16 protein-coding genes are annotated in these 17,121 nt (G+C 73.4%); 7 read left to right on the top strand and 9 right to left on the bottom strand.

Annotated elements, in window-relative coordinates; genetic code table 11:
- Positions 1 to 22: 22 nt before the first annotated feature.
- Both ABD946_RS08375 and ABD946_RS08370 read right to left on the bottom strand, forming a co-directional pair.
- The gene (locus ABD946_RS08375) at positions 23 to 898 is read right to left on the bottom strand and encodes a glycosyltransferase family 2 protein (protein WP_345281571.1); all 876 of its coding nucleotides are present in this window, start codon (positions 896 to 898) and stop codon (positions 23 to 25) included.
- A gap of 100 nt (positions 899 to 998) precedes the next feature.
- Positions 999 to 2,933, bottom strand: coding sequence for an ATP-binding cassette domain-containing protein (locus ABD946_RS08370; protein ID WP_345281649.1), 1,935 nt, complete (start codon positions 2,931 to 2,933; stop codon positions 999 to 1,001).
- A gap of 279 nt (positions 2,934 to 3,212) precedes the next feature.
- Between ABD946_RS08370 and ABD946_RS08365 the strand changes: the two genes are divergently transcribed.
- Positions 3,213 to 3,533, top strand: coding sequence for a hypothetical protein (locus tag ABD946_RS08365; RefSeq protein WP_345281569.1), 321 nt, complete (start codon positions 3,213 to 3,215; stop codon positions 3,531 to 3,533).
- A 121-nt stretch (positions 3,534 to 3,654) separates the two neighbouring features.
- The gene (locus ABD946_RS08360) at positions 3,655 to 4,212 is read left to right on the top strand and encodes a hypothetical protein (protein ID WP_345281567.1); all 558 of its coding nucleotides are present in this window, start codon (positions 3,655 to 3,657) and stop codon (positions 4,210 to 4,212) included.
- A gap of 158 nt (positions 4,213 to 4,370) precedes the next feature.
- Here ABD946_RS08360 and ABD946_RS08355 read toward each other — a convergent pair whose 3' ends face one another.
- The gene (locus tag ABD946_RS08355) at positions 4,371 to 6,353 is read right to left on the bottom strand and encodes a discoidin domain-containing protein (protein ID WP_345281565.1); all 1,983 of its coding nucleotides are present in this window, start codon (positions 6,351 to 6,353) and stop codon (positions 4,371 to 4,373) included.
- A gap of 181 nt (positions 6,354 to 6,534) precedes the next feature.
- The gene (locus tag ABD946_RS08350) at positions 6,535 to 6,747 is read right to left on the bottom strand and encodes a hypothetical protein (RefSeq protein ID WP_345281564.1); all 213 of its coding nucleotides are present in this window, start codon (positions 6,745 to 6,747) and stop codon (positions 6,535 to 6,537) included.
- Positions 6,748 to 6,870: 123 nt separating this feature from the next.
- On the opposite strand from ABD946_RS08350, the gene ABD946_RS08345 reads away from it, so the two are divergent.
- Positions 6,871 to 7,689, top strand: coding sequence for a DUF1206 domain-containing protein (locus tag ABD946_RS08345; RefSeq protein ID WP_345281562.1), 819 nt, complete (start codon positions 6,871 to 6,873; stop codon positions 7,687 to 7,689).
- 133 nt (positions 7,690 to 7,822) lie between these two features.
- Here ABD946_RS08345 and ABD946_RS08340 read toward each other — a convergent pair whose 3' ends face one another.
- Positions 7,823 to 9,088: an MFS transporter gene (locus ABD946_RS08340; RefSeq protein WP_345281560.1), complete on the bottom strand. Its 1,266-nt coding sequence runs from the start codon at positions 9,086 to 9,088 to the stop codon at positions 7,823 to 7,825.
- 109 nt (positions 9,089 to 9,197) lie between these two features.
- Between ABD946_RS08340 and ABD946_RS08335 the strand changes: the two genes are divergently transcribed.
- Both ABD946_RS08335 and ABD946_RS08330 read left to right on the top strand, forming a co-directional pair.
- Positions 9,198 to 9,746 carry an ArsR/SmtB family transcription factor gene (locus ABD946_RS08335; RefSeq protein ID WP_345281558.1) on the top strand — a complete coding sequence of 183 codons (549 nt, stop codon included), beginning with the start codon at positions 9,198 to 9,200 and terminating at the stop codon, positions 9,744 to 9,746.
- Positions 9,747 to 9,808: 62 nt separating this feature from the next.
- Complete coding sequence (locus tag ABD946_RS08330) at positions 9,809 to 10,600, top strand: SDR family NAD(P)-dependent oxidoreductase (RefSeq protein WP_345281556.1); 792 nt, start codon at positions 9,809 to 9,811, stop codon at positions 10,598 to 10,600.
- A 119-nt stretch (positions 10,601 to 10,719) separates the two neighbouring features.
- Here the strand turns inward: ABD946_RS08330 and ABD946_RS08325 are convergent, their stop codons facing one another.
- Positions 10,720 to 12,588 (bottom strand): CASTOR/POLLUX-related putative ion channel, encoded by a 1,869-nt coding sequence (locus ABD946_RS08325; protein WP_345281554.1) that lies wholly within the window; start codon positions 12,586 to 12,588, stop codon positions 10,720 to 10,722.
- A 246-nt stretch (positions 12,589 to 12,834) separates the two neighbouring features.
- Here ABD946_RS08325 and ABD946_RS08320 point away from each other — a divergent pair, with 246 nt between their 5' ends.
- Positions 12,835 to 13,629, top strand: a complete 795-nt coding sequence (locus ABD946_RS08320) for a metal-dependent hydrolase (protein WP_345281552.1) — start codon at positions 12,835 to 12,837, stop codon at positions 13,627 to 13,629.
- A gap of 46 nt (positions 13,630 to 13,675) precedes the next feature.
- On the opposite strand, the gene ABD946_RS08315 is transcribed toward ABD946_RS08320, so the two are convergent.
- Together ABD946_RS08315 and ABD946_RS08310 are read right to left on the bottom strand one after the other, a co-directional pair.
- Entirely contained in the window at positions 13,676 to 13,918 is a 243-nt protein-coding gene (locus ABD946_RS08315; protein ID WP_345281551.1) for a hypothetical protein, read from the bottom strand.
- A 115-nt stretch (positions 13,919 to 14,033) separates the two neighbouring features.
- Positions 14,034 to 14,612 (bottom strand): TerD family protein, encoded by a 579-nt coding sequence (locus tag ABD946_RS08310; protein ID WP_345281550.1) that lies wholly within the window; start codon positions 14,610 to 14,612, stop codon positions 14,034 to 14,036.
- A gap of 184 nt (positions 14,613 to 14,796) precedes the next feature.
- Here ABD946_RS08310 and ABD946_RS08305 point away from each other — a divergent pair, with 184 nt between their 5' ends.
- A complete protein-coding gene (locus tag ABD946_RS08305; RefSeq protein WP_345281548.1) occupies positions 14,797 to 15,447 on the top strand; it encodes an AAA family ATPase in 651 nt (216 codons plus the stop codon).
- A 69-nt stretch (positions 15,448 to 15,516) separates the two neighbouring features.
- Here the strand turns inward: ABD946_RS08305 and ABD946_RS08300 are convergent, their stop codons facing one another.
- A complete protein-coding gene (locus tag ABD946_RS08300; protein ID WP_345281546.1) occupies positions 15,517 to 17,109 on the bottom strand; it encodes a M4 family metallopeptidase in 1,593 nt (530 codons plus the stop codon).
- Positions 17,110 to 17,121 lie beyond the last annotated feature (12 nt).

Raw genomic sequence — 17,121 nt, 5'->3', positions numbered from 1 at the left:
GCCGACCGGCGGCCGCCCGCCCTCACACCAGCGGGGGCCGCCCCAGCCTGGTCATCCGCAGGACGGTCCGCCACCTCATCGGCCGGCGCGGCCCGCAGGGGGTGCGGATCCCCTCGACGAACCCGCCGCACCACGCCCTCAGCCCCCGGGCGGACCGCATCCGCAGCAGCGTGAGCACGATCCACACGCCCAGGTACACCGGCACCAGGAGCCACGGCAGCCGACGCCGGGCGAGCCAGACCCGGTTCCGGGCGGTGTTGCGGTAGTAGACGGCGTGCCGGGCGGCGGAGGTGCGAGGGTGCTGGAGCACCAACTCCGGTTCGTAGAGGATGTCCCAGCCGTCGTCGAGGGCCCGCCAGGCCAGGTCCGTCTCCTCGTGGCCGAAGAAGAACTCCCCGGGCCAGTCGCCGATCCGTTCCAGCATCGGCACCGAGAAGGCGTGCCCGCCTCCGAGGAAGGCGGTGACCAGCCCCCGCCGCATCGGATCCCCCGCTCGCAGCCGCGGCACCCAGCGCCGCAGTGTGTACCCCTGCTCGTCCGCGACGCGGAACCCCACGATCCCGAGCCGGGGTTCCGCCGCGAAGAGCTCCTGGATCCTGCCGAACACGTCGTCCGCGATGAGCAGCCCGTCGTCGTCCAACTCCACGACCACGTCGGCCTCCCCCGACTCGCGCAACAACCTCAACCCGACGTTGCGTCCCCCCGGACACCCCAGGTTCTCCGCCAGCGGCACCTTGGTGACCTCCGCCGTGACCTCGGTGAGCGGCGTCGCGTTCCCGACCACCACCACCCGTGCCGCCGGCACGTCCTGCTCCGCCACCGACGCCAGCAGGGCCGCCAACTCCTTCGGGCGGGTGCCCATCGTCACGATCACGACTCCGATGCGCGGCATCGACATGACAGTTGCTCCTGGTGCTCGGCGACCCGCCGATGCTACCGAGCGGCGACGGGCATCCGCGCCGTCGGCAGCGGCGACGCCGTCCGCCACCCCGCGCCCGCTACTCCTCGGACGCCCGGGGCGCCGGGACGGCGCGGTCGCGTTGGAGGTCGAGGAGTTCGCGGAACAGGCCCGGCTCGGCGGCGAGTTCGGACCACGCGCCGCTCTGGACGATCCGGCCGGCGTCCATCACGACCACCCGGTCCGCGAGGGCGGCGTTGGTGACGTTGTGGGTGACCAGCAGGGTGATGCGGCCGGGGGCGAAGGCGCGCAGGGCGTGCAGGATCTTGTGCTCGGCGCGCGGGTCGAGGTCGCTGGTCGGTTCGTCCAGGACGAGCAGACCGGGGTTGCGGGTGGTGCGGTACAGGGCCCGTGCCACGGCGGCCCGTTGCCAGCCTCCGCCGGACAACTCGGCTCCGCCGAGCCAGCCCTGGGCGAGCAGGGTGCGCCAGCCGGAGCGGAGCCGGTCCACCGTCTCGTCGAAGCCGGTCCGGGCGGCGGCCTCCCGGACGGCGGCCATCACGTCCGCCTCGCCGTGCCCGAGGTGGACGTTCTCGGCGGCGGAGAGCGGCCACCGGGCGAACTCCTGCGGGACCCGGGCGACCCGCGACCAGAGGGCCTCGGCGTCCATCGCCTCGACCGGCACGCCGTCCCAGGTGATGGTGCCGGTCTGCGGCAGCAGCAGGCCGGAGAGGAGTTTCAGCAGGGTGGTCTTGCCGCTGCCGTTCTGGCCGATGACGGCCACGATCTCGCCGGAGCGCAGGGTGAGGTCCACGTCCCGCAGTGCGGGCTCCTGCTGGTCGCCGGGGTAACGGTGGGTCAGGCCCCGGACCTCGACGGACTTCGGCGCACCCGGGACGGCGGTGCCGCGACGGATCCGGTAGCCGCCCGCCTCGTCCAGGAAGGTGAAGTAGTCGTCCAGGTAGAGCCCCATCCGGTAGAGCCGGGTGCCGTTGCCGACCATGCCCTGCACGCCCCCGGTCGCGGTGCGGATCGCGAAGACCGCGCCGCCCGCCACGGCGAGGTCGATCCGGCCGGAGGCGACCAGGTAGAGCAGGGTGCCCCAGATCAGGGCGCTGCCTGCGCCGGTGCCCAGGGCGGCCCAGAGCGAGACCCGGGCGGCCTCCCGGGTGGCCCGGTCGGTCGCGGCGGCGATCCGCGCCTCGACCCGCCGGTACTTGCCCATCATGAACGGGGTGACCTGGTCCGAACGGACCTGGTCCGCACGGCCCTTGTCGATCAGGTACCAGCGGTAGACCCGCAGGGCCTGCCGCTCCTCGTTGGTGGAGCGGGAGGCGAGGTAGTGGATCCGGGCGGTGCGGACGGCGGCGACGCCGGTCGGCACCGAGCCCAGCAGCAGGAACGGGACGATCCGCCAGTCCAGGGTGACCAGCACGCCGGCGGCCGCGATCAGCGAGATGGTCGCGGCGATCACGTCCTGCGCGCTGGAGAGCAGGTCGGGGGTGGTGGCCGCGCCGCGGTCGGCGGCCTCCCAGCGGTCCGAGTAGGCCGGTTCGTCGTAGGCGCTCAACTCGGCGGAGCAGCCCGCCGCGAGCAGCGCCAGGTCGGCCTCCCGGTTGATCCTCGGCGAGACCCGGCCGGACAGCCCCACCACCGCGATGGCCAGCACGGCCCGCAGCCCGGCCGACACCACCAGCAGCGTCAACGAGGGCGCGGCGGCCCGCAGGTGCTCGCCGACCGGGCCGGGGGCCAGCAGCGCGGCCAGCGTCCCGGTGGTCGCGTACAGCGCGAGTGCCTCGAAGACGCCAGACAGCACCTGACACACCAGCAGCCACGCCGTCGCGGCCCGGTCGGCCTCCCAGGCCAGGCCCAGTGCCCGGCGCACCAGTTGGGGCAGCCGCCGGACCATCGCGACGGTGGACATCGACTCGACGAACTCCTGCGGCCCGTCACCGGGGAAGCGGGAGCGGACCTCCTCGTCCCCCTCTCCCGTCCCTCCCGTCTCCTCGGTGGCGGCGCCCTTCGAGGTCTGCATGCCGGACAAGCGGTGCTCCTCACTCCCCGGAGGGGGTCCTCTCGCTGGGAGTCCCACCGTAGGAGGCCGACGGGGGCCCTGTCGGCAGCTCGGCGGCAATCCCACACGATCCGGTGAAGCTTCCAACTGGCTTGATCTACAGCAGAGTTGACGAGCCTCCAGGATTGTCCCAGACCCCTCCGACAGACCGCTCCGACAGACCCCGCGCACCGGCCTCCGCCGTCGGTGGGACCCCCCTACCGTGAGGCCGTCGCACCGCACCGAGGAACGAGGACCACGATGATGACCGAGGACGCCGACGGAGCCCACCTCTCCCTGACCGTCGCCCGGCAACCCCCGCACCCGGACGGCACCTTGGTGCTCGACCTCACCACCGCCGCCGACCTCACCGTCGACCGGCTGGAGACGCCGTCGGAGCGCGAGCCTGTCCTCACCCTGTACGGCCCAGGCTCCCTCGACCTGGGCGCCCCGGTCTACGTCGCCCCCGACACCGTCCCGGTGCACGCCGTCGCGGTGATCGTCGCGGAGCTGACCGGCGGCCCGGAGGGGAACCTCCGGGGCGTCCACAGCGTCCTGCTGACGCCGGATCACCTCACCTGACGCCACCGGCCGGGCCGCGCGCCTGACATGTGATCCTCATCTCCGCCCGCGCCCGGTGCGAGCGCGCGGCCGCCGACCTGCGGTAGAAACGTCCCGCTCGACCACAGCCACAGGGGGAACCATGAACCACCGCACCGCAGTTGCCGTCCTCGGCACCGCCACCGCCGCGCTGCTGCTCACCGGCTGCTCCGACACCCAGGAGCTGTCCTACGGCAGCGGCGCCAAGAAGGACAACATCGAGGTCAGCGTGGAGCGGGTGGTCGCCGGGGCGACCGCCGACCTCTCCGTGCTCAAGGACGCGTCCAAGTACCAGGGCCGCACGCCCTACTACCTGCACTACAAGGTGACCAAGACCGCTGCCGGGGACGTGACCGGCCCCTCCTTCGACGTCACGGCCGACGGCGACCTGCTGACCCGGCTGAGCATCATGGCCGCCTTCCCGGAGCCGGTGGTCGGGGCGGACGGCAAGCTCAGCTACAAGGAGGCGCCGAAGTTCGACAAGTGCCTCGACTCGCACGACTCGGCCAAGTTCAAGGCGGCGGGAGCGGGCGAGAGTTACGAGGGCTGCATGGTCTACCTCTCCGCCACGGGCTCCACCGCCACCCCCTCGAAGGTCGAGTGGGTCAAGGGCGGCCTGCTGCGCCGCAAGGACGACGAGGCCTTCGCCGTCTGGAAGTGAGGAAGCGAAGAGGCCCGGTGGGCCTGACGCTCGGTCAGGCCCACCGGGCCGGAGCTCGGTAACCGGTCGGGTCACTTCTCCCAGGCGACCCCGCCACCGTCGCGCCGTGAAACCGTACGGACGACCGAGGGCCCGGCGGACGGGTCCGAAGTCCCCGCTCAGCCGCCGTAGACCTGGAACCCCGAGACCTGGCCCGCCGGCCAGCCGGTGTTGGCGGTGAAGGTGAGCCGGAGGTGGCGGGTGGCGACGGCTGCCGGGAGGGTCAGGGTGACGGTGTTGCCGGTGGCGGGGTCGAAGGTGCGGGCGGTGGCCGGCAGCAGCTGGGTGAAGGCGGCGCCGTCGGTGCTGCCGCTCACCGCGACCGTCTGGCTCCTGGTCGACCAGGCCGCGAACGGGGGCAGCGTCAGCACGATCCGGCGCACCCCGGCCACGGTGCCCAGATCGACCTGGAGCCACTGCGGGAAGGCGTTGTTGGCGCTCTCCCAGTAACTGGCGGGGTTGCCGTCGACCGCGTTGCCCGAGCCGTAGACCTGGGTGTGGCTGCTCTCCGAGGTGGGCCGGTTCAGGGCCAGGTCGACCTCGGGGCCGCCACCCGTCGCGGTGGTCGCCGAGACCTGCCCCGAGGGCGCCGAGACCGCGCCCGCCGCGTCGAGCGCCTGCACGTCGAAGGTGTAACCGGTGGCGGGGGTGAGGCCGTTGACGGTGTACGAGGTCACGTTCCCGGCGACGGTGGCGACCGGCACCGCCGTGGTGCCGGTGATCCGCCGCACCCGGTAGCCGGTGACGCCGACGTTGTCGGTGGCGGCCGTCCAGGCCAGGGCGACCGAGCTGTCGGTGACGGCGGTGACCCGGAGGTTCCCGGGGGCGGTGGGCGGCACGGTGTCGCCGCCCCCGGCCACCGGCGGGGTCGGCCGGGTCGCGGTGACGGCGAGCTGCCCCTTGAGCATCCGGCCGCCGTCCCCGGTCAGCCGCAGGTAGTAGTCGGAGGAGCAGGCGGTGCCGTCCTCGTCCAGGGCGAGGAAGCCGGAGCCGGCCGGTACCCAGGCCTGGGATTCGGCGGTCTTGGCGATCTGGTTGCCCTCGTTGTACTCGTCGAACATCGAGACGTACGCGGAGGCCACGCCCGCCCGGGCCATGTTGTAGAACTGACGCCACATGAAGTCGCCGTGGGCGCGCTGGCGGTCACCCACGCCGCCGGGCAGCACACAGGGCTGGTAGTCGACGCCGCGCGCGGTGCAGTCCGCCAGGTCGGGCACGGTCGCCACGTTGTAGAAGTTGTCGGCGTCGGCGGCGTTGCCGATCCGGCCGACCATCCACGGCGAGAGCATGTCGAAGGCGTGGTAGACCCCGGTGAACCCGGGCCGGGAGTCCCGGTCGCCGGTGCGCCACCAGGTCGGCACCCCGCCGATGACGTAACACCCCTGCGCCTTGAACCAGTTGACCACGTCCAGGCAGGCGTCCGGGCCGAACGGTCGCTGGCCGTCGTTGAAGCCGAAGCCCCAGATGCACACCACCGGCTTCCCGTTCTGCCGCGCGTACGCGGCCGAGCCGGTGTGGGCGCGCATCTTGCCCGTCCAGTCCGCCTTGATGTCGGTCTGCATGGTCGTCCAGTCGGAGACGTCGTACATCACGTAGAACTTCACGCCCTGCGCCTCGGCCGCCGACCGCACCTTGCCGGCCATCGCGTCGCGGGTCGGGCCCTCGCCGCCGGTCGGGTTGAAGCGCTGGAGCGCGGCGGTGTCGATGCCGTACTCCCGCATCCAGCGGAAGTGCACGTACACCGTCGACTGGTCGTAGGAGGAGAACAGCGAAGCCGGCTGCCCGTTCCCCAGGTTGGCGAAGGCCGTGCCGTAGGTCCTCGGGTAGTCGCGGACGTCCGGCCACGCGACGATCGCCCGGTTGGCGGCGGACGGCACCTGCCCCCAGTTCTGCGCCCAGTGCCACCACCCGTTCACCGGCGCCCCGTCGCCCGCGCAGGCGAACCACCCCTGGTACCCGACGGTCACCTTCCCGACCACGTCCCCGGGGCCGCTCACCGCGGCGGCGGCCGGCCCGGCGAGTGCCCCCTCGCCGAGCCCGACCGCCCCGGCGACCCCGGCTGCTGTGGCCGCCTGCAGGAACGTGCGCCGCGTGAGACCCATTCGCTTCTCCTTCGACCGGTCGTCCTCGTCAACTCCGCACCCGTGGCGGGCGACTGAAGCGTAATCAGGGCGACATCAGTACGCAATACTCGTGCAGTTAGACGCAAATTTCATTCGTCGGGGCGCAAAAAGAACCGGCCCGCTCCGGGAGGGAGCGGGCCGGTAGGACGGTCGGACGGGTTCAGCGCCCCTGCCGCCGGAGGAGGCCCGGGCCCTTGGTGCTCAGGCGGAGCAGCAGGCCGATCGCCGGAGCCAGGAGCAGGATGCTCACGGTCCGGGCGGTGGCGGTGGTCGTCAGCTGACCGGCGATCAGGTGGGCGACCAGGAAGGACCGCGCGAGCCAGGCGCCGTTGCGGGCGGCGACCCGGAGCGGATGCCCGCCCCCGGCCGTCACCGAAGGGGGCGTGGACGGACCCGTCGTCGGCACCACCTCCGGCCGGGCATGGCGAGGGCGGTTCCGGGCATACGCGCGGACACCGCACGGTGCGGCGGAGGTCGACGCGACGGAGGGCTCACGGTGGCTGACGGATCGCAGGACGGGAACCGGACGCGCCGGCGCGCCGACCGGTGGGTGCGCGCGTCCGGGCGGGCGGGCTTCGTCGCACGCGGCACCGTGTACCTGCTGGTCGGCTACCTGGCGCTGCGGATCGCCTTCGGTGGCGACGGCTCCGAGGAGGCCGACCGGCAAGGGGCGCTGCAGCACGTGTCGGAGCAGCCGTTCGGCCGGGCCGCGCTCTGGCTGTTGGCCGCCGGCTTCGCCTGCATGACGCTCTGGCGCGCCACGGAGGCCCTGGACGGCGGCCGGGGGAAGCACCGGACGGCCGGCCGGATCCTCAACGCCGGGCGGGCCGTCTTCTACGCCGCCGTCTGCTGGGCGACCGCCGCGTTCGCGGCCGGGGCGGGTGCCTCCGAGAGCAGCGACACCAAGTCCCGCGACTGGACGGCCACCCTGCTGGGCGAGCCGGGCGGCCGCTACCTGGTCGGCGCGGCCGGACTGGTGGTGATCGGCGTCGCCGTCGGTGCCGCCGTCCGCGGCCTGCTGCGGAAGTTCCTCGACAAGCTCGACACCACCGCGATGGCCTCCCGCACCCGCACCGCCGTCACGGCCGTCGGGGTCGCCGGCACCACGGCGCGGGGCGTCGTCTTCGCGGCGGTCGGGCTCTTCCTGCTGCTGGCCGCCATCCGCTTCGACCCCGGCCGCGCCAAGGGGGTCGACGACACCCTCCGCACCTTCGCCGCCACCCCCGCCGGCCCGTGGCTGCTGGCCCTGGTCGCCGCCGGTCTGCTGCTCTTCGGCCTCTTCTCCTACGCCACCGCCCGCTGGCGCCGCCTCTGACGCCACGTCACCGCACGGCCGGGCCGGTTCGCGGAGCCCCGGGACCGGAACCGGGCCGGACGAGGACGAGCACCGAGCCGGAGGAGCACACACTCGATCCCCGGGCCAGGCCACCCGAACGATCCCGGTCGGATCAGAAGGCGCCCGAAGCCGCCCGGTCCTGCTCCTCATGCCGGGAGTCTCCGGCGTCCGCACCCGCGCCCGCGCGGCGCGCCCGCCTCCCGGTGAACGCCAGCGCGCCCGCGACCACCAGCCCGGCCGTCCCGGCGAGGACGGTCTGGACCCGGTAGTCCAGGCCCGCCACCATCGCCCCGCCGACGAGCAGGGCGAGGCCGGTCGGGGCGAACAGCAGGGTGTTGGCGGTGGCCGCCACCCGGCCCAACAGCTCGCCGGGGGTCTCGCGCTGAACGGCCGTCATGGCGACGACCAGCGCGCAGGGGAGCCCGAGCCCGATGGCCAGGCTGCCGCCGAGGACCACCGGCAGCCACGGGGTGGCCCGGGCCAGCACCCCGAGGGCGAAGAGGGCGAGCCCGGCGGCGGCGAAGGCGCGCTCGGGCAGCCGCCGCATCAGCGCCCCCGCCGCCAGCCCGGCCACCACCGATCCGGCTCCCTGGACCGGCATCAGCACGCCGGAGAACGCGGGACCTCGCCCCAGGCCGGAGTCGATCAGCGCGAAGGTGGCCGAACTGCTCAGCCCCGCCAGCAGCATGGCCGCCCCGCCGGTGAGGACCAGCGGGCGCAGCACGGGGTGCCGCCACAGGAACCGCGCACCCTCGGCGGTCTCGGCCCTCCAGTCCCGTCGCTCGCGCGCGGCGGGCCGCGCCTCGCTCACCCGCAGGAGGCGGTAGGCGGCCGCGGCCAGCAGGAAGGTGCAGGCGTCCAGGGCGGCCACGGCCGGGCCGCCGAAGGCGGTGAACAGCGCGGCCCCGACCGGTGGCGCGATCAGCTTCATGCCCTCCATCGAGGTGTACAGCAGGCCGTTGAAGTCGCCCCGGAGCTCCTCGGGCACCACCGTGGCGACCAAGGCGCTCTCGGCCGCGTCGGCGAGCACCACTCCCCCGCCGACCGCCACCAGCACCGCGAACAGCAGCCAGACGTCGTCCGCGGTGCGCACGGCCAGCGGCGCGGTCATCACCACCGCGAGGGCCAGGTGGACCGCGACCAGCAGCGGCCGGCGCCGGACCCGGTCGGCCAGGGGCCCGATCAGCGGGCCGAACAGGGTGGGCAGCCACAGTCCGAAGCCGACGAAGGCCGCGAGCGCGTCCGATCCGGTGAGCGTCTTGACCCAGACCCCGGCCGCCAGCGCCATGGCCGTGTCACCGAATCCGGAGACGACGACCCCTCCCAGGTAGAGCGCGGCCTCGCGGTCGCGCAGGACGGCCCTCAACTGTCGGCCCATCAGTTCCCCCTCGACGTACGGCGATCAGCGGCACACCCTACCTCCAATCATTTGCTTGGGGGTAGCGCCGATCGCGGCCCTGCCACCCCCACGCGGTTTACTGGCGTCCATGACCGAGACCGATCCCGTCCTGCGCGCACTCGCCCATCCGCTGCGGCTGCGGATGCTCAGCCTGATGTGGCCGGGGCCGATGTCGGCCGCCGAGCTGGCCCGCGAGCTGGCGGTCTCGCACGCCCTGGCCAGCCAGCACCTGCGCCGCCTGGACGGGGCCGGCCTGGTCGAGCTGGCCGAGGAGCGCACCCGGCGCGGCGGCAAGGAGCGCCGCTACCGCACCGTCCGGGGCACCCCCCTCTCCGACCGCCAGGACGCCGATCCCCTGCTGGCCGAGACCATGGCGCTCACCCTCCGGGAGCGGGCCGCCCGGCGTGCCCCGGCGGCCGAGGGCGTGACCGTCGACGCCGAACTCTGGGTCGACCCCGAGACCTGGCGGGACGTCAGGAGCCGCCTGGCCGCCCTGGCGCTCGAACTGCACGCCGCCGCCCGCCCCGCCCGCACCCCGGGCACCGAACCGGTCGGCGTCAGCCTGATGGCCTTCCCCCTCCGCGCGGACCCCGACCCCGACCCCGCCCCCGACCCTGACCCTGACCCCAATCGTTGAACGTTCAACGCCACGTCGGATTACCGCCAGCTCCACCGGGCGCCCTGGCCGAGGATCGAGTCATGTCCGAGACCGGAACGGGAAGTTCGAAGGAGACCACGATGACCAACGGTGTGACGGCGCTCGACGGCAAGGTGGCGCTGGTGACCGGCGGCAGCCGCGGCATCGGGGCGGCGGTGGCGCTGCGGCTGGCCGAGGAGGGCGCCCACGTCGCGCTGACCCACCAGGGCTCGCCCGAGGCGGCCGAGGCGGTGGCCGCGAAGATCACCGCGATGGGCCGCAGCGCGCTGGCCGTCCGCGCCGACAGTGCCGACCCGGAGGCCGTGCGCGCCGCGGTGGCGGCGGTGGCCGGGCGGTTCGGGCGGCTGGACGTGCTGGTCAACAACGCCGGGGTCGGCGCCGTGGGCCCGATCGGGGAGATGACGGCGGACCAGGTCGACCGGGTGCTGGCGGTGAACGTCCGGGCGCCGTACCTCTACGCCCAGGCCGCCGCCGAGCACCTGGGCGAGGGCGGACGGATCGTCGGCATCGGCAGCTGCATGGCCCGGCGCACCGCCTTCCCCGGCAGCTCGCTCTACGCCACCAGCAAGGCCGCGCTGTCCGGACTCACCAAGGCCCTGGCCCGCGAGCTCGGCCCGCGCGGCATCACCGTCAACCTGGTCCACCCCGGCCCGGTCGACACCGACATGAACCCGGCCGACGGCGAGTCGGCCGCGTTCCAGCACGGCTTCACCGCCCTCGGCCGCTTCGGCACCCCCGCCGAGGTGGCGGACGCCGTCGCGTACCTGGCCGGCGAGGGCGCCCGCTACGTCACCGGCGCCGAGCTCGACGTCGACGGCGGCTTCGCGGTCTGATCCCGGAGGCCCGGGGCCCGGAGCCCGGAGCCCGGAGCCCGGGGCCCGGGGCCCGGAGCCCGGAGCCCGGGCCCCGGAGCCCGGAGTCCAGAGTCCGGAGTCCGACACCTGACGCGGGCTCAGCGCTCCGCCAGCACCACCACCGCGTCCTGCGCGCCGAGCAGCAGCGGTGCGCCCCGCGCCGGGTTGAGGAAGACCCCGTAGGAGGGCGGTTCGTGGCTGCGGTCCGCCCGCCAGTAGCCGATGGCGGTCTCGTTCCGCCGGCGCGCCGCCTCGACCAGGGTGGTGAAGTCGGCCGGGTGGCCGGGGCGGAGGTAGTCGGCGGCCGGCTTCAGGTAGATCTCCGAACTGTCGGGGTCGAACAGGTCGGTGAAGACCGCGTGCAGTTTGGGGTTCTCGGCCAGCTGGGTCAGCAGCAGGGTGATCACCTTGGTGGAGACGATGAAGTCGTCGGCCTTGGTGACCTGGGCCACCTCCCGGTTCGCGTCGTCGTTCATCTCGGTGACGATCGAGTACGGGTCACCGAGGCCGTCCTCGATGTCGCGCAGGTGGAGCAGGGTCACCAGGGTGCGGTCGTCCGCCGCGTCGGGCGCCACCGTCTCGTCGCTGAGAACCACCACGTGCTGGTAGTCGCCGAGGCCGAGCGCCTCCAGCGAGGAGCGCTTGGTCGGCTCGCAACGGCGGTGCCCCACGGTCAGGTTGGCGAGGTCGCGGACGGTCTCCCGCGGCTCCCAGGGAGCGGCCACGTCCAGCACCGAGCCAGGCTCGACGAAGCTGTCCAGCAGCCGGATCAGCTTCGTCGAGCGGGAGTTCTGGCCGACCACCAGGGTCCGGTCGGGCACCCGGCGTTGGCGCGGCGCGGAGGTGATCGCCGCCTCGGCCACGGGCGGCCTCCCGTGGCCGAGGCGGATCATCAGGTCGTCCTCGGCGACCACGATCAGCTCGTCCTCGGCGGTGATCACCGTCCCCATCGGCGGGTTGAGCAGCACCTCACCGGCACTCCGGCACAGCCCGGCCAGTGCGCCGACCTCGTAGGCGTGCAGTGCCTCGCCGTAGGTCGATCCGGCGAGCGAGGGCTCGGCCCGCAGGTAGAACTCGTTGCCGACGAAGCTCAGCAGCTCGTTCAGCACACTCGACAGGCCGCGCTGCCGGTGCGCCTGGGCGATCAGCCGCACCGCGATGTCGTCCCCGTCGATCACCAACGCGCCCTCCCCGGCGGCCAGTCGGGCCGCCGGCAGGTTCTCCGAGTCCTGCACCGCGGCGACCAGCCCGGGGCGGGCCGGCCCCCAGGCGCGGCCGCTGAGCAGCAGCAGGATCTTCACCACGTCGATGTCGCCGTCGTCGCCGACCGGCGGCAGCACCAGGATCGACCGGGCCGTGTCGGGGCTGACCAGCTCCAACTCACCGCGCACCAGCGGGTTTCCGGAACGGCAGATGACCCGGGTGCGCCCGGTGTCGGCGATCCGGGAGCGGATCGCCTCCTCCATCGCCACCTTGTCCTGGTCGGCCAGCACCACCACGCAGGAGCGCCGCTCGCTCTGGTTGGCCTCCACCAGCTCCCCGATCACCGTGAAGACCTGGTCCGACCAGCCGAGCACGATGGTGTGCCCGCTCTCGATCAGCGGGGAGCGGCCCTTGCGCAACTGCCGGATGCGCTGGTCGAGTCCGGTGGTGAGCACGCCGATCAGCGCGCTGACGATGAAGATGCCGCCGATGGTCACCACCAGCATCAGGAAGAGGAAGAGCGGCCCTCCGGTGTCGCCGCCCATGGTGCCCGGGTCCAGGGTGCGCAGCAGGCTCATCCAGGCCACGCCGGGCCAACCGCCGTTGCTCTCCGCGTCGGTGTCGGTGAGCAGCACCACCGAGGTGGAGACCAGAGCGATCAGCAGCACCGAGGCGAGCCCGAGCCAGCCGATCAGGGCCGGGGTGCCCCGGTCCATCGTGCCGTCGAACCAGTACCGGAGCCGACCGCGAAGCCGTCTGAACACCACCGAACCCCCTCACGCCGCCCTCGGCCCGAGCACGGTACCCCGCGCGGGCCAACCCCCTTCCGCCGACAGGCCGTTCGGACACCGAGGACCGACCGACCGTCACCCGGCCGAGTGGCGGGCCGCCTTCACCGGGTTGACCACGCGGGCACCCGCCGAGGCCACCGTGAAGATCGTCTGCCGTATGCTGCGATGAAACCGAACGCACGTACCAGCCCGCACCGGCGGGCCGAGGGGGACACCAGCATGATGGGACCAGCGCACTCGCTGTCGGGCGCCGCCGCCTGGCTCGGAGTGGGCGCCGCCGCGGCCCTCCTGGACCAGCCGATGCCCTGGCCGGTCCTGCTCGCCGGAGCGCTGATCTGCGCCGGGGCGGCCCTCGCCCCGGACCTCGACCACAAGGCCGCGACGATATCCCGGGCCTTCGGGCCGGTCTCCCGCACGCTCTGCGAGATCATCGACAGGCTCTCGTACGCCACCTACAAGGCCACCCGGACGAAGGCCGACCCGCGCCGCTCCGGCGGCCACCGCACCCTCACCCACACCTGGCCCTGGGCGCTGCTGTGCGGCGCCGGAGCGGCCGCGGCCTGCGTCTACGGCGGCCGTTGGGGCGTGCTCGCGGTGCTCTTCGTGCACATGGTGCTGGCGATCGAGGGCCTGCTGTGGCGTCACGCGCGGGCCTCCAGCGACGTGCTGGTCTGGCTGCTCGGCGCGGCCGGCGCCTGGATGCTGGCCGAGGTGCTGGACCGGCCCGGCAACGGATCCGGCTGGCTGTTCGAGGGCGCCGGCCAGGAGTACATGTGGGTCGGACTCCCCGTCGCCCTGGGCGCGTTGGTGCACTGCATCGGTGACGCGCTGACCGTCTCCGGCTGCCCGGTGCTGTGGCCGATCCCGATCGGGCGCAAGCGCTGGTACCCGATCGGCCCGCCGAAGCCGATGCGCTTCCGGGCCGGCAGCTGGGTCGAACTCAAGGTCCTGATGCCGGTGTTCGCCGGTCTCGGCGGCATCGGCGCGCTGGCCGCCCTCCAGCTGATCGGCTGACCGGGCGCCGGAGAGCGCCGACGACCACCCGGCCCCGGCCGCCCCGTCAGATCCCCGAAGCGGGGAGCAGCACGAGGCGGTCGGGGTCGAACGGCATCCAGCGCGGTTCCTCGCCGCGCCCCAACAGCCGTACGCGGCACCAGGACTGGCCGTGGGCCGGGCGCCACCAGGCGTTGATCCGCCCGACCGCCCAGTCGCCGTCGGCGAAGTCGACCTCGACCGGCTGGTAGGCGGGCTCGACCTCCTCCTCCGGAGGCTGCCAGGCACTCTTCTGCTGACCGTCCGTCATGGTTCGCCCTCCTCGGCCCGGATCCGAAAAACTCTACAGAGCTGTAGATGCCCACGGGCGGACCTGACAAGCGGCGGGCCGGACACCTCCAGGTCCCGGCCCGCCCTCCCGCGCGTCAGCCGACGTTGACCCCGTAGTCCAGGGCGATGCCGCGCAGGCCGGAGGCGTACCCCTGGCCGATGGCGCGGAACTTCCACTCGGCGCCGTGCCGGTAGAGCTCGCCGAAGATCATGGCGGTCTCGGTGGAGGCGTCCTCCGTCAGGTCGTAGCGCGCGATCTCGCGGCCGTCCGCCTGGTTCACCACCCGGATGAAGGCGTTGCGGACCTGGCCGAAGCTCTGGTTGCGGCTGTCCGCGTCGTAGATGGAGACCGGGAAGACCACCTTCGCCACCGCCGCGGGCACCGTGGCGAGGTCGACCTTGATCTGCTCGTCGTCGCCGTCCCCGCCGCCGGTGAGGTTGTCGCCGCTGTGCTCGACCGAACCGTCCGGGCTGCGCAGGTTGTTGAAGAAGACGAAGTGCTGGTCCGTCAGGACCCGCCCCTGCGCGTCGCAGAGGATCGCGCTGGCGTCCAGGTCGTGGTCGGCACCCGTCGTGGTGCGCACGTCCCAGCCCAGTCCGACGATGACCGAGGTCAGGCCGGGCGCCTCCTTCGTCAGTGAGACGTTGCCGCCCTTGGCCAGCGTGACTCCCACGTCGCCCCTCCAGGTGTGTCCTGCCCGCAGGTCGACCCACGGGCACCGTACGTTCCTGCGAATCTACAACACTGTAGATTGAAACGCGGCGGCACCGCCCGGACGCCCGGAGCACCGCAACCGCCCCGTGCTAATTTACGTCGCTGTAAATGCCCGATACGCCCGCCCAACAGGACTGATCCCCGTGCCGCATGACCTCGAGGACCCCCGGACCGCCGCGACCGCCCGGCGCGCACCGGCCGGTCTGCGCCCGCGCGGCCTGGTCGACCTGCGCGGCGGCGGCGCCGTCCCCCGTGCCCTCACCTACCCGCCCGGCGCGGTGGTCGTCGTCTCCGGCCTGCCGGGCAGCGGCAAGAGCACCGCGCTCCACCAGTGGGCGGCCGCCGCCCCGGTGATAGACCCGCGCACCACCCACCTGGCCTGCGAGGCCGTGATGCCCGCCTGGCTCCCCTACCCGGTCTACCGGCCCTGGGCCCGGCTGCGGCACTTCCACCGGCTGCACACCAGCGCGCGCGACGGCGCCGAACTCCTGGTCCACGACTGCGGCAGCCGCTCCTGGCTGCGCCGTCACCTGGCCCGGCTGCTCGCACCCCAGGGCCGCGAACTCCACCTGGTCATCCTCGACGTCGGCAGCGCCGAGGCCCTGACCGGCCAGCGAGCCCGGGGCCGCTCGGCCCCGCGCCGCACCTTCGCCCAGCACGACCGCGGTCTCGGCCGGCTGGTCCGCGCCCTGCGCGCGCACGGGGCGGCGGCCGCTCCGGAGACCGCCTCCGTCACCCTGCTCGACCGCTCGGCCCGCGAGCGGCTGCCCCGGGTCACCTTCGACGCGGCATGACGGAGCCCCCGCGGGCCGAGCCCGGAGGCTCGGCCCGCAGGCGCTGTCGGGGCCTCAGGGCCCTTCGGGTCAGCCGACGCTGACGGCGCTCCAGGCCGCGGCCACCGCGTTGTACTCGGCGCTGCCGGTGCCGTACAGGTCCTTCGCGGCGTTCAGGGACGCGGTGCGGGCGCCCTTGTAGTCCGTGGTGGAGGTCATGTAGACGGTCAGCGCGCGGTACCAGACCGCGGCCACCTTCTGGTTGCCGATGCCGGTCACGGTCGAGCCGTTGCAGGTCGGGCTGTTGTAGGTGACGCCGTTGACGGTCTTGCTGCCGCTGCCCTCGCTGGCCAGGTAGAACCAGTGGTTGCCCACGCCCGAGGAGTTGTGCACGTCGAGCTGGCCGACCTTGCGGGTCCAGCAGTCGGCCGAGCGGCCGTCGAGCGAGGGCTTGTCCATCCGGCGCAGCCACGGCGGGGTGGACTGGTCGCTGAACAGGTAGTCGCCCTTGTCCACCGCGTTGTTGGCGTACCACTCGACCATGGTGCCGAAGATGTCGCTGGTGGCCTCGTTGAGGCCGCCGGACTCACCGCTGTAGCGCAGGTTGGCGGTGGCGCTGGTGACGCCGTGGGTCATCTCGTGGCCCATGGTGTCGAGGTCGACCTGCTCCGGGTCGGTGACGCCGTCGCCGTCGCCGGTCATCATGCAGAAGCAGCTGTCGGACCACTGGGCGTTGTCCCACTTGGTGCCGACGTGGACGAAGACGGTGGCGCCCTTGCCGTCGTTCTTGATGCCCCGGCGGTTGAAGGTGTTCTTGTAGTAGTCGTACGTCCAGGCCGTGTTGGCGTGGGCGTCGACGGCGGCGGTGGAGCGGTCGGTGGAGAACTTCCTCCCGTCGCCCCAGACGTTGTCCGCGTCGGTGAACAGCGTGCCGGAGCTCGCGTTGATCGAGGAGGACGAGACGTTCTTGGCGTCCTTGGTGACGTGGCCGCGGGTCGGGTCGATCAGCGCGTAGCCGCCGGAGGTCTGCGCGGTGGTGTCGATGGAGACGTCGCCGGTGTACTCCGAGTGCCCGGTGCCGACGGCCTGGTGCTCGGCGGCGTAGGCCTCGATCTGCTCGCCGCTGCCGGCGTCGGTGACCACGATCTTCCCGGCCGGCTGGCCGTGGTCGCCCACGCCCGCGACGGTGGTGCGCCAGGCCAGCCGCGGGGTGCCGTCGGCAGCCCAGATGATCAGCTCCGGGGTGGAGGTGGCGGCCGTGATGCCCTCGGCCTGGCCGAGGGCGTGGGCGGCGCTGGCCTGGGCGGGGACGGCCGGCTTGGTCGACTTGACCTTGGGGTCGTGGGCCTTGCCGGCCGACTTGTCGAGCAGCTTGCCGTGCGCGTTCTGATGCACCACCAGGTCGCCGCCGACGACCGGCAGGCCCTGGTAGGTGCGGTCGAAGCGGACGTGCTGGGTGCCGTCCGCGTCGACGATGACGTCCTTGACGACCAGGTCCTGGCCCGCGCCGAAGCCGAAGACTCCGGGGTTGTGGGCGACGTTGGCCTTGGCGTCGGCTATCGCCGCGTCACGGCCGGAGGCGGCGGTCGCCGCTCCGGTCTGGAAGGTGACGGCGACGAGCGCGGCGGTGACCGCGATGGCTCCGGCCGCGAGGTGGCGGCGCTGAGAGGAGGTGGGGCTCACTCTGACTCCAGT

Source organism: Kitasatospora albolonga (assembly GCF_039535905.1).
GTDB classification, from domain to species: domain Bacteria; phylum Actinomycetota; class Actinomycetes; order Streptomycetales; family Streptomycetaceae; genus Kitasatospora; species Kitasatospora albolonga.
This window is presented reverse-complemented; position numbering and strand designations above follow the sequence as displayed.

Coding starts and splice junctions, on each gene's coding strand:
- ABD946_RS08320 (WP_345281552.1), top strand. CDS start 12,835: ATGATGGGACCAGCGCACTCGCTGTCGGGCGCCGCCGCCTGGCTCGGA.
- ABD946_RS08330 (WP_345281556.1), top strand. CDS start 9,809: ATGTCCGAGACCGGAACGGGAAGTTCGAAGGAGACCACGATGACCAAC.
- ABD946_RS08365 (WP_345281569.1), top strand. CDS start 3,213: ATGATGACCGAGGACGCCGACGGAGCCCACCTCTCCCTGACCGTCGCC.
- ABD946_RS08375 (WP_345281571.1), bottom strand. CDS start 898: ATGTCGATGCCGCGCATCGGAGTCGTGATCGTGACGATGGGCACCCGC.
- ABD946_RS08355 (WP_345281565.1), bottom strand. CDS start 6,353: ATGGGTCTCACGCGGCGCACGTTCCTGCAGGCGGCCACAGCAGCCGGG.
- ABD946_RS08315 (WP_345281551.1), bottom strand. CDS start 13,918: ATGACGGACGGTCAGCAGAAGAGTGCCTGGCAGCCTCCGGAGGAGGAG.
- ABD946_RS08335 (WP_345281558.1), top strand. CDS start 9,198: ATGACCGAGACCGATCCCGTCCTGCGCGCACTCGCCCATCCGCTGCGG.
- ABD946_RS08370 (WP_345281649.1), bottom strand. CDS start 2,933: ATGCAGACCTCGAAGGGCGCCGCCACCGAGGAGACGGGAGGGACGGGA.
- ABD946_RS08360 (WP_345281567.1), top strand. CDS start 3,655: ATGAACCACCGCACCGCAGTTGCCGTCCTCGGCACCGCCACCGCCGCG.
- ABD946_RS08340 (WP_345281560.1), bottom strand. CDS start 9,088: ATGGGCCGACAGTTGAGGGCCGTCCTGCGCGACCGCGAGGCCGCGCTC.